Here is a 16,952-nt window from a genome sequence, read left to right as displayed (position 1 = left end):
CCCCGGCCGCCGCCGAGCCCGCGGCGCCCGCGCTCGTGGCTGACGCGGGAGTGCTGCCTCCCCGGGGCTTCGTGCTCGTGGCCGCCGCGGTCGTGGGCTTCGCGTTCCTCCTGATGGAGCTGGTCTGGTACCGGATGCTGGGCCCCATCCTGGGGGGGACCACCTTCACGTTCGGGCTCATCCTGGCCCTGGCGCTCCTGGGCATCGGGCTGGGCGGCACCGCCTACTCCGTCTTCTTCCGCCACCGCCGCGCCACGCTCCAGGGCTTCGCGCTCACCTGCGCCTTTGAAGCCGTGCTGATGGCGGTGCCCTTCGCGCTGGGCGACCGGCTGGCCATCCTCGCCGCGATCCTGCGTCCCCTGGGAGGCCTGGGCCTGGGCGGCATGGCGCTGGGCTGGACGTTCATCACCTCCATCGTGGTGCTGCCCGCCGCGTTCATGTCCGGCGTGCAGTTCCCGCTGCTGCTCGCGCTCATCGGGCGGGGCCGCCAGGACGCGGGCCGGCAGGTGGGGCAGGTGTACGCGTGGAACACGGGCGGCTCCATCGTGGGGTCGCTCGCGGGCGGCTTCGGGGTGATTCCGCTGCTCACCGCGCCGGTGACGTGGCAGGCCGTGGCGGGGCTGCTCGCCGCGCTGGGCCTGGGCGCCGCGGTCCTGTCATTCCAGCGGGAGCGCCACCGGGTCGCGCTGGTGCTGCCGGCGCTGGCCACGGGGCTCGCCGTGCTGCTGCTCACCGCGCAGGGCCCCACCGCGGCGTGGCGCCACTCGGGCGTGGGCGCGGGCCGCTCCGGACTGAACGAGCCCGACAGCCAGCAGATCGACCGGTTCCTGTCCGCGATGCGCGCCAGCATCACCTGGGAGCACGAGGGCGTGGAGAGCAGCGTCGCGCTCGCGGACGACGACGGCCTCAACTTCATCGTCAACGGCAAGGTGGACGGCAACGCCATTGGCGACGCGTCCACCCAGGTCATGGCGGGCCTCGTCGGCGCGTTCCTGCACCCGGAGCCCCGCGCGGCGCTCGTCATCGGCCTGGGCACGGGCAGCACCGCGGGCTGGCTGGGCCGGGTGCCCACCATGGAGCGGGTGGACGTCGTCGAGATCGAGTCCGCCATCCTGGAGGTGGCGCGCCGCTGCCACGCCGTGAACGCGGACGTGATGGACAACCCGAAGGTCCACACCTCCATCGGAGACGCGCGCGAGGTGCTGCTCACCACGCGCCAGCGCTACGACATCATCTTCTCCGAGCCCTCCAACCCGTACCGCGCCGGCATCTCCAGCCTCTTCACGCGCGAGTTCTACCAGGCGGCGAAGCAGCGGCTGGCCGAAGGGGGCCTGTTCCTGCAGTGGCTCCAGGCCTACGAGGTGGATGCCCTCACCGTCCAGAGCGCCTACGCCACGCTGTCCTCGGAGTTCGCGTCGGTGGACACCTGGCAGACGCAGAGCGGCGACCTGCTGCTCGTCGCCTCCACGCAGCCGCTGCCGCATGACCTGGCGAAGCTGCGCGCCCGCCTCACCCAGGAGCCCTACCGCACCGCGATGCAGGCGGTGTGGCGCACGGACGAACTGGAGGGCGTGCTCGCGCACTTCATCGGGAACGCGCAGCTGGCGAAGGTCGCGGCGGAGCGCGGCGCGATGATGATCAACACGGACGACCTGTCCTCCACGGAGTTCGCCTTCGCGCGCAGCCTGGGGCGGTCCGCCTTCTTCTCCACGGCGGACCTGCGCCGCGTGGCGCGGCGGCTCCAGTTGGACCGGCTGGCGTTCACGGAGGGAGCCCCGGACTGGAACCGCGTGGAGGCGCTGCGGCTGTGGACGGGGTACACCGAGCCCGGCCAGGTCTCCGAGCAGGTCCGTCCCTACAAGGACTTCGTCGACGCCGTGCTGGCGGGCCAGGACGCCGCGGTGGTGACCCTGTGGCCGCGGCTGAAGCAGCAGCCCCGGGGCCCGCGTGAGCGGTACGCGCTGGCCCGCGCCCTGGTGATGACCCAGCATCCCGACGCGCTCGCGGCCGTGCGGGCCCTGAGGGATCGCCTCCCTGTCGACGCGGACATGCTGGAGGCCCTGCTGATGGAGGCCCAGCACCAGGATGCGCCGGCGGCCGCGCTGCTGGAGCGCGCCTTCACGGCCCTGCGCCGGGATCCGTGGGCTCACCGGGCCCTGACGGAAGCGGCGCTGAACACGGCGCTCGACGTGGGCCAGCGCTCACCGGAGCTGGCCCGGCGGCTCTACGCGGCGCTCGAGCAGCCCTTCGCGGCCAGCGCGGCCACCCTCCAGCGGGAGCTGATCCGCGCCAAGCTCGCGGTCGCGGCGGGAGGCACGGCGCTGTGCGCGGAGGGGCTCGCGCCCCTGGAGCCGCACGTGCCCTGGGACCGCGCCCTGCTGCTGGCACGTGCCGAGTGCTACACCCAGCGCGGCGATCCCCGGGCGCAGGCGGCCCGGGACGATCTGGAGCGCTTCCTGGCGCAGGCCCCCCCCCCCTTCCTCGAGGACGTCGAAGCGGAAGGGGCGCACCGGGACGGGACGCCAGAGCACGAAGCGCCGCGCGCCGCGGATGCCCCGGAGGCCCACTAGGCCCAGGGCCGTCAGGGCGCCGGGCGCGGGCCCTGCGCCTTCGCCTGCGGACGTCCGGGGCGCCAGCCCAGCATCACGCGGCCATACGGGGTGGGCCCCATGCTCAACCCCGGGATGTCCATGCTGTCGCGCTGGCGGTCCAGCAGCGCGTAGTCGTTGATCAACGACAGGCCCACGGACGTGCTCAGCCACAGGTCGCGGCCCAGGTGGACGTTCACCGTGGGCCCGGCCCGGACCTGGGTCTCGCGCAGGTAGCTGGCGCCCAGCGCCTGCATCTCGGGTTCGAAGCGGGTGTGGAGCACCTGGATGTCGAGCGCGCCCACGAGCCCCACCTCCACCGCGTCGCCCAGCTTGCGCAGCAGCGTGAGCCGGGGCAGGCCCACCTCCAGGATGTACGGGCCCCGGTTGTAGGTCAGGTTCAGGATGGGGACGACCGGGATGCGGTCGAACGGCCAGAGCGCGACCAGGCCGAACGTCACCCCGAAGCCGGGCGTGTCCCCCAGCTGGTGGCTGGCCATCGCGAACACCACCCACGACGTGTCCAGCCCCAGGTCGAACGAGGACTGGAAGTCCGTGCGCGTGCTGCCCGTCACCCCGGCGACCAGCAGCCAGCGCGGCACCAGGGGACGGACCACAGTGAGCCCCAACTGGATGCGGTGGAAGCGCCGCTCCAGCGAGTCATCCCCCGGGCCCTCCGGCCGGAGCAGGTTCGCGCCCAACCACCGCGTCTCGTACCCCACCGACGGCAGCAGGTACGTGCGCCCCACGACCACCGGCGGCAGCGGCACCCGCAGCTCGATGTTGTGCCGCTCCTCCACGTGGACCGCGCCGTCCGCCAGCCGTCCGCCACCGGCGAGGCTGACGCCCAGATAGAGCCGGTCCGCCTGCGTCTGCGCCAGCACGCGGGGACCCACGAGCAGCATCGCGGCCATGGCCCAGCCGGTCACCCAGCGGTGGAGGTCCACGCGCATCACACCCTGCCTTCGCAAGAGGGGGCTTCCGGTCCCAGCCCCAAAGCCGGGGAGTCTACCCTGCCCCGCCTCACCCGGGGTGAAGCGAAAGCACACGCGTGTGCGTCAGCCCACCATGGCGGTCACTTCGTCGCTGAAGGCCGGGTCCTCGTCCGCGTGGACGACGAGCGGCGGCAGCACGGTGAGGTCCGCCCGTCCGCCCTTCACCGCGTGGAGCAGCACCAGCTTCGCGGGCCGGTCCGCGCGCGGGTGCACCATGCGCACGGTGCGAGGCTCCAGCTGCTGCATGCGCAGCACCGACACCAGCTCGCTGAAGCGCGACGCCGGGTACACCATGCACAGCCCGCCCCGGGGCACCAGCAGGTAGGCCGCCGCACGCACCACGTCGCGCAGCTCGCAGGCGATCTCATGCCGCGCGAGCGCCTTCTCCAGGGACAGGTTGCTCTGGCCCGCGGTGCGCGCGCGGTAGGGCGGATTGCACAGCACGTGGCCAAAGCTGCTCGCGGGGAACGTCTCCGCCACGTGCCTCAGGTCGCCCTGCACCAGCGTCACCTCGCCCTCGCAGCGGTTGAGGTACACGTTGCGCTCGGCCAGGGAGAACAGGCCCGGTTGCAGCTCCAGCGCGGTGATGTCCCCGCGCCCCAGCCGGCGGGACAGCACCAGCGGGATGATGCCGCACCCGGTGCCCAGGTCGAGCAGCCTTCCGCGGTGCGCGCCCGCCTCGAACACCGCGAAGTGCGCCAGCAGCACGGGGTCCAGCGTGAAGCGGTAACCCAGCCGGCGCTGGAGCACCTGCACCTCGCCGCCGCAGATGGCGTCGAGTGTCTCCCCCGGACCGGGCTCCAGCCGCAGCCGCACCCGGAGGGGCCAGTCCTGCGCGGTGCCGGTCAGCGCACGCACGCGGGGGCCGTCAGACTTCGGGATCCAGGAAGAGCAGGCCCGCGGGCACGCGCGGTTCCACGCGCAGGGTGCGCGGCGGCAACGTGGCCTGGGCCTCCATCACCGCCCGCACCTCCCACACCGGAGGAGGGTTGAGCGCGAAGCCCGCCTGGAACGTGCCGGCCTCCACGCCCGCCACCAGCGCGTCCAGGCCGTGCACCGGGAACACCTGCGGGTGTCCGGACGCCTCCGGCTCCTGGATGCCCAGCACCGTGCGCAGCACCAGCGCGTTGAGCAGCGCCAGGTCCAGGCTGCGCAGCGTGGGATTTCGCGGCGCGCCCTTGAGGTGCGCCAGATCCAACCCCTGACGGAAGCGCAGGATGCGGCCCCGGCCTCCCGGCAGCACCAGCAGCACCGCGTGCTGGCCGGGCACCAGCGTGGCCAGCCGCTCTCTCGCCGCCGCCAGCCCCTGCGGCGTGGTGAGGGGCGCGTCCAATTCCGTCACGCGCGCGTAGGCGGACACCAGGGTGAGGAACGTCTCCTCCTGGAAGGTCTCCACGCCCTTGAGGGCGCGGTGGATGGGGCACAGCTCCAGGCCCGGCTCGGACAGCGGTACAATCGCCGCCAGCGTCCGGCCCTGTTCGCTCAGGGCCGCCAGGGGCCGCATGGGGGCTTCGTCCAGCACCGCCTGCAGCCGCTTGGACACCGGGGACGGTTCGATGCGCAGGAGCGACACCGGGCTGCCGTCGTACTGCCCCTTCCAGACGGAGATGCCGCGCTCGGCGGCTTCCGCCAGCAGGGCCCGGAGGGCGCCGTGGTCATCCGCCACCAGGGTGACGGCGGGCTCCACCTCCCACGCGCGGGGACGGTACGGGTCCTGCTCCAGCGACGGCACCGCGTCCGGTGACAGCGCGCACAGCAGGTAGCGCACCGGAGGTCCGGAGAACCGGCCCGCGGGGCCGTGCAGCTCCACGACGTAGAGGGAGGGACGAGCGTCCTTCAACAGGTCGCCCGAGTCCCGCATCCGGCGCAGCTCCGCGCTTGGGTTCGCGGCCTCCAGCAGGGGCCGCACGTGCATGGGCAGTGGGGCCGCGTTTCCGCGAGGAGGACCATCCCCGGGCTCCAGCGAGGAGCCCAGCGAGGTCAGGAGGGCCGAGAACGGGAGGACGCGCGCCATACCGGGGAAAGGTGGTGCTGCCCTCCCCCGCGCGCCATGACGCCTGCCCGCCCGTTCTCCAGGCCGTCTACCACCAGACGTTCGTGTAGCGCCGGTCCCTGGCGCCGGTCGAGCTGCGCACGGCGGACCGGTCCACGCTCTCCTCCCACAGGAGGCTCACGGTGGTGATGGCGCCCGCGGAGCCCAGGAAGGACAGCACGTAGGGGGTGGACTGGTTGAAGCCGCCCAGCACCAGGCCGGAGATGAGCAGCACCGCCGCGCCCACGCCTCCGCCGAAGAGGTCCGCGCGCAAGATCTGCGACGACGTCGGGTTGTAGCGCATGGTCGCCAGCGCCAGCACGCCCGCGCCCACTCCCGGGGAGATGAGCAGCAGGTCCTTCCACGTCTTGCCGGAGATGGACGTGCCGGAGAAGTGCACGATGGCGAGGAACAGCGCGCTGTACGCCGCCGCCCAGCCCGCGCCGGAGGCCACCAGCAGGCCGTCCGAGAGCGGCAGTTGCCCGCCGCCGATGCCCGCCGTCAGCCACGCACCCAGCTCCGCGCCCAGGAACGCGGACCACGTGAGCACGCCCGCGTCCTGCGTGATGAGGTCCATGAAGCCCGCGAGGAACATGCCGCCGATCCCGGAGTTGAGGACGGTGAAGTTCGCCATGGGGGTGTCCACCCAGTTGTTGAACTGCCACCACGCGGAGGCGCCGAAGCCCAGCCCCGCGCCGATGAGCGTGCCCGCGAGCATCGACTCGCGCGAGGTGCGGTCGAAGTTGAAGTCCTTGGAGAACGCCTGCGTGAAGAAGCCGCCCAGCGCGCCCAGCGCCGTGTGGTGCAGCACGAAGCGCATGCTGCCGGGACCGGACAGGAAGGGTCCCCGGCGGCGCTGCCCGTCCAGGAACACGCCGTTGTCCTCCGGCGGCGGACGCAGGCGCGAGGCCGCGGTCGCCGTCTCGTCGCGGATGGACTCCGGGCGCACGCCCTGCGCGCCCTCCGTCAACGGGGCCTGAGGCTCCGTACGAAGGCGGTCCGGATCCGGCGGCGCGAGGGGCGCGTCGCTCGGGGGCTGCTGCGTGTCGTCCGGGTTCGCCTGGGGCGAGGCCTGCGTGGGCGGATACGCGTCGATGTTCGACGGCTGCGCGGGAGGCGGCTGCCCGTAGGCGTCACGGGAGGGCGAGACGGGTTGCGGCTCCTCCTGCGGCTCGGCCTGCGACGACGGCGCCGGGTACATGCCCGGCGCGGGAGGAGGCGGCGGCTGCGGCGCCGGATAGACGCCCGTGCCACCGGCCTGTGCGAGCGCGAGGCCCGGCAACATCAGCGCGACAGCGAGGACGGTGACAGGGAGGTTCCAGGTTCGACGGTGTGACACGCGAGGCGCTCCTTGGGTCCGGCCGTCCGGCAGAAAACCACAACCGGTGCGACCGTGTTGGTTTTCCGCCGCGTGTCGAAGATTCTCGCGCGCCCATGCCCGAAGGCATCTCGTGGTCCGAACTCGGCATCGACTCCGCCCGCGTGCAGGCGGTGAACGAGGCCCCCTTTCCGCAGGGACAGCGCGACTTCGTCCTCTACTGGTGCATGGTGAACCATCGGTGGGAGGAGAACCACGCGCTGGACGCCGCCATCGCGCTGGGCAACCACCTGGGCCTGCCCGTCGTCGTCTACCAGGCCCTCCGTCCGGACTACCCCTACGCATCGGAACGGCTCCACGCATGGGCGCTGGAGGGCATGGCGGACATGGCGAAGGGCTGCGCCGCGCGAGGCCTGCCGTACTGGCTGGAATTGCCGCGCACGCAGAAGGAGCACCAGCCCCGCATCGCGAGCCTGGGCCGGCGCGCGGCGGCCGTCGTGTCGGACCTGTTCCCCACGTACATCATCCCGGGCCACCTGCGCGGCGCGGCGAAGGCACTGCGCGTGCCGCTCATCGCAGTGGACGCGTCCTGCGTGGTGCCCATGCAGCGCATCCCAGCGGCCCAGGTGGGCGCGTACGCGCTGCGCCCCAAGCTGCGCAAGCTGTGGCCGGAGTACCTGGAGCGCACGCTGCCCACGCGCAAGCCCCGCGTGTCCGGCGCGAAGCTCCAGCCGGACTTCGAGCTGTCCGATGCCGTGAAGGCGCGGGCCGCGCTGGACGCGTTCGCGCTGGATCATTCCGTGAAGCCCCTCTCCGAACGCGGTGGACGCAGGGCGGGCCTCAAGGCCCTGGACGCGTTCCTCCACGAACGGCTGGAGGGCTACGACACCGGCCGGAATGATCCGGGCCTGGGCCAGCAGTCCAACCTGTCGCCCTACTTCCACTGGGGCAACCTCTTCCCGGGCGAGGCGGCGCGCGCGGCCATCGCGGCGAAGGGCAAGGACCACCCCTCCGTGCAGTCCTTCGTGGAGGAGCTGCTCGTGCGCCGCGAGCTGGGCTTCAACTACTGCTTCCACACGCCCGGCCCGAAGCAGCTGAGCGTGGACTCCCTGCCCCCCTGGGCGCGCGAGACGCTGTCGCGCCACCGGAAGGATCCGCGCCCGCACCTCTACTCCTTCGAGGACCTGGATCAGGGCCGCACACAGGACGCGCTCTGGAACGCGTCCCAGCGCGAGCTGCGGGAGCGCGGGCGGATCCACAACTACCTGCGCATGCTCTGGGGGAAGAAGATTTTGGAGTGGAGCCCCACGCCGGAGGAGGCGCTGGCCCGCATCGCGCGGCTCAACGACACCTACGCGGTGGACGGGCGGGATCCCGCGAGCGTGTCCAACTTCATGTGGGTCCTGGGGCTGCATGACCGGCCCTTCCAGGAGCGCCCGGTGATTGGAAAGGTGCGGCCCATGAGCTCGCTTCGCACCGCGGAGAAGTTCGACCTGGGCCCGTACCTGGAGCGCTGGGGCATCCCGGCCGCGGCCCCGGAACCCGCATCAGCGGCCCCCGCGAAGGCGAGCAAGCCCCGCCGCAAGGCAACCCGGTAGGCCGCCGGTGGACATCCCCGCGAAGACAGCGGTTCACTTTCCGGCCCGGTGTCACTAAACCGCTCGGACGCACCCTTTTTCGCGGAACCAGGAGTCATGCCATGGGCACGTTGAAGTTCGAGGTCCCCCACAACCTTCCCAAGGACGAGGTCAAGAAGCGCGTCGAGCAGCTCCTCCAGTACTGGGGCAGCAAGTACGGCGTGAAGTCCGACTGGCAGGGCGAGGAGGGCGCGAAGCTCGCCGGCAAGGTCATGGGCATCAACCTGGACGCCAGCTTCACCATCACGGACAAGACCGTGACCGGTGAGGGCACCGACCCCGGCATGCTCCTGCGCAGCCAGGCGAAGACGTACCTGCAGAAGAAGTTCAGCTCCGTGCTGGATCCGTCCAAGAGCCTGGATCAGGTCAAGGGCAACCTGGACTGACGCGGCCGCCGTGCGCCGGGCCGCGACTTCAGCCCGGCTGCTCCTCCAGCGCGGCCAGCGCATAGCGGGCCGCGCGGGAGATGGCCTCCGCGGAGTCGAGCATCTCCGGGTAGTGCCCCGCCAGCGGGCGCTGCGGATACTTCAGCTGCGCGACGGCGTTGCGGTAGCTGCGCCGGGCCGACTCGAAGTCCTGCGTGCGCTCCTGCACCTGGGCCAGCAGGTAGTGCCCGATGGCCAGCGTGGGCTCCAGGAACAGGGCCTTGGCCAGCTCGGAGCGCGCCTCGGCCAGGCTCCCCGCCTGCATCGCCGCCACCCCGCCAAACACGCGCGCCTCCACGCACAGCGGCTCGCGCTGGAGCGCCTGGCCGAACGTGTCGCGCGCCTCGTTGATGCGCCCGGTGAGCGAGTACAGGTTCCCCAGCGTCAGGAGCGCGTCCAGGTCGGAGGGCTCGTCCACCAGCAGGCGCTTCACGCCCTCGATGGCGCCAGGGAAGTCGCCCTCCGCCATCTTCCGCACCGCCATGTTGAGGCGCTCCGCGGGCGGCATCAACTGCGGCCACGAACCGCTGGGACGCCCGGGCACCGCGTCCGCCAGGGGCCGGGACGAAGGCGTCTCCACGCGCACCACCGAGAAGGACCCGGAGGGCCGGTCCGTCACGGCCCGGCGCGGCGGCTCCGCGGGACGAGGCGGCTCCGTCCGGATGGCGGGGAACTCCCCGGTGCGGCGTCCCGCCAGCGGGCCCACCGCGGGCATCTCCGTGGTGGGCCTTCGCACGGGCGCGTCCGGAGTCCGGGCACCCGCCGCGTCGGGAGGGCCCGTGCGCAGCTTCGCCGCGACCTCCGCGTTGGCCTGCAACCGCTGGCGCAGCTCCACGGCGAAGGACTCCGGGCTGCCCGGGCGCGGCTCCGTCGCCATGGGCGCCAGGGGCGGCGGCGGACGGGGGCGCTCACCCAGGGGGCGCCGGTACACGAACGCGCCGTCCACTTCGATCATCTCGAAGCGGTCGTAGACCTTGAACAGGCTCTCCGAGTACCCCAGGAAGAGCAGCCCGCCCGGCCGCAGCGCCGCGAGGAAGCGGTCCATCAGCCCGCGGATGGTGGGCAGGTCGAAGTAGATGATGACGTTGCGGCAGAGGATGAGATCCAGCGACGCGGGCGACACCTTGTCGAACACCGGCGCGGCCAGGTTCTGGCCATCGAAGCGGATGTACTCGCGCAGGATGGGCGACGCCTCGTAGCCGTCCTCCACGGGCCGGAAGAAGCGCTTGAGCCGCTCCGGTCCAATGGCCATCGCGCGGCGCGTGGAGAAGCGCCCCTGCCGCGCGGCCTCCACCGCGGCCAGGTTCAGGTCGGTGGCCCACAGGTCCACCTCCACCGCGAGCGCCCCCAGCTCCGCCATCACCAGCGCCAGGCTGTAGGGCTCCTCGCCGGTGGCGCAGCCCGCGGACCAGATGGACACCTTGCGCATCTCGCGCCGGGCCCGCGCGAGCAGCTCCGGCAACACGCTCTGCTCCAGCGCGCGGAACTGCTTCGCGTCGCGGAAGAACTCCGTGTGCCCCACCGTCACCAGCGGCAGCAGCGCGCGCAGCTCCTCCTCGCCGCTCGCGCTCATCAGCTTCTGCAGGTACTTCTCCGGGTCGCTCAGGCCCAGCACGGGCATGCGCGTGGACAAAGCGAGCCGCAGGCTGTGGTAGCCATCCAGGGTGATCTTCAGCCCCGCGCGTTCCAGGAGGAGCGCGGACAGCTGCTGGAGCACCTTGTTGCCTACGTTCAGCACGCGGCCACCCACTGCACGAGCGTCGGTGCGATGACGTCCAGCGGCAGCACCTGCTGCGCCGCGCCCAGGAGCACCGCCTCGCGCGGCATGCCGTAGACGACGCACGTGGCCTCGTCCTGCGCGATGGTACGCCCGCCCCGCTCCCGGATCTCCTTCAACCCCCTGGCGCCGTCGCGGCCCATGCCCGTCAGGATGACGCCGATGCACCTGCGGCCGAAAGCCTCCCCGGCCGAAGTGAGCAGCATGTCACACGAGGGGCGGAAGCCCCGCAGGGCAGGTCCCGTATCCAGTTCCAGACGGCCGTCCGGCTTCACCAGCAGATGTCCTCCTGAAGGGGCGATGTACACCGTCCCCGGCTCCATCCACGCGTCGTGCGTCGCCTCGACGACGCGCAGCGCCGTCTCCGTGGACAGCCAGTGCGCCAGGCCCTCCGTGAAGCCCTGGCTGATGTGTTGACAGTAGGCGATGGGCGCGGGGAAGCCGCGCGGAATCATCCGCAGCACCGTCGCCACGGCCTTCGGCCCGCCCAGCGAGGCAGCCAGCGCCACCAGGGGGAACGGCGCGGTGGGCCCCTCCTGCGACGGCGGGGACGACCTGGAGGAGACAGCCGGCGAGCGCACGCCCTTCACCTGCGCCAGCATCACCAGCTTGCGGTTGACGGCGTGCCAGAAGTCCGGCCCCGGGGTCATGGGCCGGTCCATCACGTCCAGCGCGCCCAGGGCCAGCGCCTGGAACGCCTGCTGTCCCGTGAGCACGCCCGGGTGCAGCGCGAGGATGGGCGTGGGGCGCACGGCCATGATGCGCTCGATGGCGCCCAGCGCCTCCGAGGAGATGAGGTCCACCAGGAGCACGTCCGGGAAGTGGCGCCGCACGACGCCTTCGGCGCCCACGAAGTCCGCCTCTGGAGGGCCCACGGCCACCAGCGACTCGCCGTCGAAGAGCCCGCGCACCAACGTGCGCAGGCCCCGCCCCACCAGGAGTACCCGGAACGCGAGTCCCATCACCGCAGTGCCGCCGCCCACGAGAGGCTCCTCAAGTCAGCCGATCGATGGACTGCGCCAGGACCTCCACCCCCAGCTCGCCCTTCACCAGGTACGCATCCGCGCCCGCATCCAGGCCGCGCCGCTTGTCTTCCGGCGACGCGAGCGACGACAGGATGATGACCGGGATGCGCGCCACGGCGGGCGTGCCCTTCAGCCGCCGCGTGAGGGAGAAGCCGTCCAGCTTCGGCATCTGCACGTCGGTAAGGATGAGGTCGTACGTGTTCGTCTGCACCTTCGCGTACGCCTCCTCGCCGTCCTGCGCCTCCTCCACCGAGTGGCCCAGCGCCTTGACGAGCGCGCCTTCCGTCGCACGCGCGATGGGCGAGTCATCCACCAGCAGCACGCGCAGCCGGCGGCTGGCGGGCGCCTGGGTGACGGGGCGGGCCATGCGGCGCACCTCCGTCATGATGTCCGGCACGTGCAGCAGCACCGCGATGCGCCCGTCCTCCAGCGCCGCCGTGCCCGCGATGAACGGCGCGCCCTTGAGGAACTCACCGCCGCAGGGCTTCACCGCCACCTCGCGCTCGTCCACGAAGCCGTCCACCACCAGCGCGGCGTAGTCGTCGCCGTGGCGCACCACCACCGCGGGAGGCTTGTCGAAGCGGTTGCCGCCGTTGAGGCCCAACAGGGGCCCCAGCGCCACGAGCGCCGTGGGCTTGCCCCGGTGCCGCACCGCCAGCGTGCCAAACACCTCCATGCGGTCATCCGGCTTGATGCGCATGACGGCCACCACGTCCGCGGCGGGCATGCCGTAGACGTCGTCGCCCAGGCGCACCAGCAGCACCTTCATGAGGGCCAGCGACTGGGGCAGGCGCAGCGTGACGGTGGTGCCTCGGCCCTGGCGGCTCTGCACGCCCACGGACCCGCCCAGCGTCTCCACCTTGCGCTTCACCACGTCCATGCCCACGCCGCGGCCGGACAGCTCACTGACCGTTTCGCGCGTGGAGAAGCCGGGGCGGAAGATGAGCTCGATGGCCTCGCGTTCCGACAGCGCGGCGGCCTGCACCGGCGACAGCAGGCGCTTGTTGATGGCCACCTGCTTGAGCCGCTCGGTGTCCATGCCCCGGCCGTCGTCCTCCACCTCGATGTGGAGCATGTCGCCGTCCACGCGCACCCGGATGCGGATGCGGCCCGTGTCGGGCTTGCCCATCTGCTGGCGGAAGTCAGCGGACTCCAGGCCGTGGTCCACCGCGTTGCGCAAGAGGTGCACCAGCGCGTCGCGCACGTCGGCCAGCATGGACCGGTCCACGCCGATGTCGGCGTTCTCGATGACCAGGTCCACTTCCTTGTTCTGCGTCTTCGCGATGTCGCGCACCGCGCGAGGGAACGCGTCGAACACGGTGGACAGCGGCACCAGGCGCGCCTCGGCCACGTGGTCCGCCAGCTGGGCCAGGTTGCCGTGCAGCGTGTTGATGCCGTCCCCGTTGCGGCGCACGAAGCGGAACGCATCGTCGCGCAGCATGTGCAGGTCCGCCTCCGCGCGCTCCAGCTCCGTGCGGACGGCGTCCGGGACGTCCACCTCCTCGGAGATGCGCAGGAAGCGGTCGCCCAGGCGGCTGAAGCGCTCGAAGAGCTGCGCCGTCTCCCCGCTGCGAAGCCGGCCGCGAGCGCTCTCCACCAGCAGGTCGCCGGCGAGCAGGCCCAGCGAGTCCAGCACCTCCACGTTCACGCGGATGCTGCGGTCCGCGATGGAGCTGGCCTTCGCGGCGCTCGGAGCCTCGTCCTCCTTCGCGGCCGGAGCCGGCGCGGCGGCCACGGGTTCCGGCGCGCGGGGCGCGGCCGGGGCCACGGGGGCCTGCACCACGACCGGCGGAGCCACCGGAGCCTGTACAGCGGGCTTGGGCGGCGCGACGGGCGGCGGCTGCGCGGCGGGCTTGCGCACCGGGCCCAGCGCGGGCACCGGGTGGCCGGACACGTCCGACAGCGCCTTCACCATCTCCTCGGTGGCGGACGTGCCGGTGTGGGCCGCGTCCAGGTCCTCCAGGAGGTCCGACAGCACGTCGCATGCGCGGAGCATGACGTCGGTGGCGGTCTCCGTGGCCGTCTTGCCTTCGCGCTCGGCGCGCAGGACGTCCTCGGCGGCGTGCGCGAGCTGCCCGATGGCGGCCAGGCCCAACATGCGGGCCTCGCCTTTCATCGTATGCAGTTCGCGCGCGACGTCGTCCGCGGCCTGCTCCGCGGTCTCCTTCTCCAGGTCGATGACTCCCAGTTGGATCTTCTGGAGTCGGTCGGCCGTGACCTCCTGGAACTTCTTCAGGAGGGATTTCTTGAGGGCCTCGGTGTCCATGGGTCGCGGGCGTCAGGGCGCGCAAGGCGCCCATCGACCCATTTCTCCCCTCAGGAGAACAACGACTGCTAGTCGGCCTTGAACCGCTTGATGAGCTCGGCGAGCCGGCCCGCGAGTTGGGTGAGCTCGGCGGCAGCCCCGGTGGCCTGCTTCGAAGCCTGCGTCGTCTGGCGCGTCACGTCCTCGATCTCCGCCATGGACGCCACCACCTGCTCGGTGGCCGTGCGCTGCTGCTGGGTCGCCAGGTTGATGACCCGGGCCGCGTCGCTCGTCTCCTGCACACCTGCGAGGATGCCTTCCACGGCCTGCGCCGCCACCGCGCCCAGCTTCTCGCCGGACTCCGTGGCGTGCTTGGACGCGTCCGCCGCGCCCGCCGCGGCCTGCGTGGCCTCGCGGATCTCCGTGATCAGGTTCTTGATCTCCTTGGTGGACTCCAGGACGTTCTCCGCCAGCCGGCGCATCTCCGCCGCGACGATGGAGAAGCCCTTGCCCGCCTCGCCCGCGCGGCTGCCTTCCAGCGCCGCGTTGAGGGCCAGGAGGTCGGAGCGGTCGGCGATCTCGTCGATGACTTCCACCACCGTGCCAATGCGCTCCACGCGCTTGGACAGCTTGGAAATGGAGTCCGCCACCGCGACGCCGTCGCTGCGGATCTGCTGCATGGCCTGGATGAACTCGCCAATGGCGCCACGGCCCGCGCGGGCCGCGCCCAACGTCTCTTCCGCGACGCGCGCCACGCTGCCCGCGTTCTCCGCGATCTGCGCGGACGCGTGCTTCAGCTCCTCCATGGTCGCGGTCGTCTCATGGATGGCCGCGGCCTGCTCGGTGGAGGACGTCTCGTGCTGCGTGGAGGCCGCCAGCACCTGGTTGGCGGAGGACGACAGCCGCAGCGCGGCCTCGTTGATCTCCCTCACGAAGATGCGCAGCGTCTCGATGACCTTGCCGAAGCCCTCGAGGAGAGGCCCAAGCTGGGGGTCTTCGGTGGACGTGTTCCAGCGCGACAGGTCGCCTTCGCGCACCAGGATGATGAGCGAGTCGAGCGCCTGATCGATCTCCTGCGCCGCCACCTGCTTGCGGTGTTCCGCGGAGGAGAACTGCTCCAGCACCTGGTTGAGCAGGTGGCCAAAGCCAGTGGTGTCGGCCTGCACGCGGTCCTGGGGCACGCGCGCGTTCAGGTTGCCGGACAGCACCGACATCAGCGTGTCGGTGAAGGGCTTGAACGGGTCCGTCACCGTGTTGGCGATGACGGACTCCGCGCCGGCCTTCGCGCCCGGGGACTTCCTCGCGCCGCGGGACTTCGCGGGCTTCTCGTTGGGGCTCTCCAGGGACATGTGTGTCAGTGCCTTCCTTGCGTCTTCAAGGTTTCCGCCAAATCAATGAGCAACACGGGACGTCCCGCCTCTTCATCCAGGCAGACGCCCACCGCATAAGGAGCCGCCGCCGCCGCCGCCGGCATGCGGCGCAGCCCGCCGACCGGGATGGTGCGCACCCCGTTGACGGCGTCCACCTTCAGGTGGCCCTCGCCCTCGGGCGTGTCGAACACCAGCGCGCGGTGCCCCTTGTGGGGCAGGCCCAGGTCGCGCACGGTCAAATCGTCGGGGAGCGCGCGGTCGATGCGCAGCACGGACGATGCGTCCGTGCCGTACTCCGAATCCCCAATCTGGAAGAAGAGGACGTCCACCTCTCCCAGGGCGCGCTCCGGTTCCGCGTCCAGCCCGGTGGCCGGATCATCCAGCAGGTCGTTGCCGCTCATCGCACCACCGCGCGCTGACGGGCCGTCTGCAGGAGCTTGGAGAAGTTGAGGAGGTTGAGGCCATCCGCCGGCCCCGAACCCTGCACGACGCCCAGCAGGTGCTCCGCGGCCTGATCCCCACCCAGGGGCGGCGGCAGGATGTCCGAGACAGGGATGCGGCGCAGGCCGAGCACGGTGTCCGCCACCACGCCGGACACGTAGTTGCCGCTGACGCCCACGAAGATGCGGGTGCGCGGACCGATGCGCGCCTCGCCCTTGCTGAGGAAGCGCAAGAGGTCCACCACTGGCAGCACCTGACCGCGGTGGCCGGTGACGCCCAGGATGAAGGAGGGCGTGCGCGGCAGCGGCGTGAGCAGCCCGGCGCGCAGCACCTCCAGCACGTTCTCGCTGGGGACGCCGAAGCGCAGCTCACCCACGCGGAAGCAGAAGAATTCCAGCTCCGGCCGGGCCTGGGCGGCCACCGTGCGGTCTGGCGCCATGCGCAAGGCGCGTTTGAGGGGGGAGGAGTTCGGGGTCAAGGCAGTGAAGTATCCAGGACCGGGAGAAAGGGGGTCAAGGGTCCATCGTCCGGGTCGTACCGGCCGCCTGCTCTCCGTTTCGATGGTCCAACGTGACCCAAAGGTGTAGGGTTGTGCGCTGGGAGCCCCTGAGGAGGACGATGTCCCGCGTACTGGTCATTGACGACAGCCCCATGCTTCTGGAGCTTACGGTCCGGGCCCTGACGGCCGCCGGCTATGAGGCCAGTGGCGCGCAGGACCTGGCCACGCTCAACCAGAAGCTCACAGAGGGCCCGTTCGCGCTCATCCTCATGGACGTGAACATGCCGGAGATGTTCGGCGACGACGTCGTCGAGTACCTCCGCACGCAGAAGGGCGTCACCGCCAAGCTCGTCCTCTACTCCGACATCTCGGAGCAGGAGCTGGACGCGAAGACGAAGAACTCCGGCGCGGACGCCTACATCCTCAAGAGCGGAGGCCTGGAGGGCGTGCTGGGGGGCGTGATGGGCCTCATCGGCGCCCCGGCGTTGAACATTCCCGCCGCGGTCCCCTCCCTGGCTCTTATACACATCTCCGAGCCCACGAGACGCTCATGAACATCGTATGCCGGCATCCGCTTGCAAAAAAAAAACCACAATATCC

At 71.6% G+C, this 16,952-nt stretch carries 13 protein-coding genes and 1 pseudogene; 4 read left to right on the top strand and 10 right to left on the bottom strand.

The annotated features are described in order from the left end of the window. Window positions 1–2,570 (top strand): fused MFS/spermidine synthase (locus D7X32_RS36510; protein ID WP_147450405.1); only part of this gene is annotated, 2,570 nt, incomplete at its 5' end. Window positions 2,571–2,581: 11 nt separating this feature from the next. Here the strand turns inward: D7X32_RS36510 and D7X32_RS36505 are convergent. From D7X32_RS36505 to D7X32_RS36490, 4 genes are all read right to left on the bottom strand, one after another. Beyond that, entirely contained in the window at window positions 2,582–3,559 is a 978-nt protein-coding gene (locus tag D7X32_RS36505; protein WP_244239381.1) for a DUF6268 family outer membrane beta-barrel protein, read from the bottom strand. 87 nt (window positions 3,560–3,646) lie between these two features. Further along, the gene (locus D7X32_RS36500; protein WP_120607149.1) at window positions 3,647–4,441 is read right to left on the bottom strand and encodes a tRNA1(Val) (adenine(37)-N6)-methyltransferase; all 795 of its coding nucleotides are present in this window, start codon (window positions 4,439–4,441) and stop codon (window positions 3,647–3,649) included. A gap of 10 nt (window positions 4,442–4,451) precedes the next feature. Next, a complete protein-coding gene (locus D7X32_RS36495; protein ID WP_120607148.1) occupies window positions 4,452–5,597 on the bottom strand; it encodes a DUF1015 family protein in 1,146 nt (381 codons plus the stop codon). 67 nt (window positions 5,598–5,664) lie between these two features. Beyond that, complete coding sequence (locus D7X32_RS36490; protein WP_208752657.1) at window positions 5,665–6,954, bottom strand: hypothetical protein; 1,290 nt, start codon at window positions 6,952–6,954, stop codon at window positions 5,665–5,667. Window positions 6,955–7,049: 95 nt separating this feature from the next. Between D7X32_RS36490 and D7X32_RS36485 the strand changes: the two genes are divergently transcribed. Both D7X32_RS36485 and D7X32_RS36480 read left to right on the top strand, forming a co-directional pair. Further along, window positions 7,050–8,531, top strand: coding sequence for a deoxyribodipyrimidine photo-lyase (locus D7X32_RS36485; protein WP_244239380.1), 1,482 nt, complete (start codon window positions 7,050–7,052; stop codon window positions 8,529–8,531). A gap of 101 nt (window positions 8,532–8,632) precedes the next feature. Next, complete coding sequence (locus tag D7X32_RS36480; RefSeq protein ID WP_120607146.1) at window positions 8,633–8,956, top strand: polyhydroxyalkanoic acid system family protein; 324 nt, start codon at window positions 8,633–8,635, stop codon at window positions 8,954–8,956. Between the two features lie 28 nt (window positions 8,957–8,984). Here D7X32_RS36480 and D7X32_RS36475 read toward each other — a convergent pair whose 3' ends face one another. The 6 genes from D7X32_RS36475 to D7X32_RS36450 form a co-directional block, all read right to left on the bottom strand. After that, the gene (locus D7X32_RS36475; RefSeq protein WP_120607153.1) at window positions 8,985–10,733 is read right to left on the bottom strand and encodes a protein-glutamate O-methyltransferase; all 1,749 of its coding nucleotides are present in this window, start codon (window positions 10,731–10,733) and stop codon (window positions 8,985–8,987) included. Beyond that, on the bottom strand, window positions 10,727–11,734 hold the full coding sequence (locus tag D7X32_RS36470; protein WP_120607145.1) for a chemotaxis protein CheB: 1,008 nt from the start codon (window positions 11,732–11,734) through the stop codon (window positions 10,727–10,729). The genes D7X32_RS36475 and D7X32_RS36470 overlap by 7 nt, the downstream gene beginning before the upstream one ends. Before the next feature lie 31 nt (window positions 11,735–11,765). Further along, entirely contained in the window at window positions 11,766–14,063 is a 2,298-nt protein-coding gene (locus D7X32_RS36465; RefSeq protein WP_120607144.1) for a hybrid sensor histidine kinase/response regulator, read from the bottom strand. 68 nt (window positions 14,064–14,131) lie between these two features. After that, the gene (locus D7X32_RS36460) at window positions 14,132–15,391 is read right to left on the bottom strand and encodes a methyl-accepting chemotaxis protein (RefSeq protein WP_120591027.1); all 1,260 of its coding nucleotides are present in this window, start codon (window positions 15,389–15,391) and stop codon (window positions 14,132–14,134) included. 5 nt (window positions 15,392–15,396) lie between these two features. Further along, window positions 15,397–15,813 (bottom strand): Frizzy aggregation protein FrzB, encoded by a 417-nt coding sequence (locus D7X32_RS36455; RefSeq protein WP_244239379.1) that lies wholly within the window; start codon window positions 15,811–15,813, stop codon window positions 15,397–15,399. Then, entirely contained in the window at window positions 15,810–16,292 is a 483-nt protein-coding gene (locus D7X32_RS36450; protein ID WP_120607143.1) for a chemotaxis protein CheW, read from the bottom strand. Before D7X32_RS36450 ends, D7X32_RS36455 begins: the two co-directional genes overlap by 4 nt. A gap of 179 nt (window positions 16,293–16,471) precedes the next feature. Here D7X32_RS36450 and D7X32_RS36445 point away from each other — a divergent pair. Continuing rightward, window positions 16,472–16,870: pseudogene (locus D7X32_RS36445) on the top strand (response regulator); the annotation flags it as partial. Window positions 16,871–16,952: the final 82 nt, after the last annotated feature.

The organism is Corallococcus carmarthensis (genome assembly GCF_003611695.1).
Taxonomy (GTDB): domain Bacteria; phylum Myxococcota; class Myxococcia; order Myxococcales; family Myxococcaceae; genus Corallococcus; species Corallococcus carmarthensis.
Note: the sequence above shows the minus strand (reverse complement) of the source record. Positions and strands in the feature narration are given on the sequence as shown.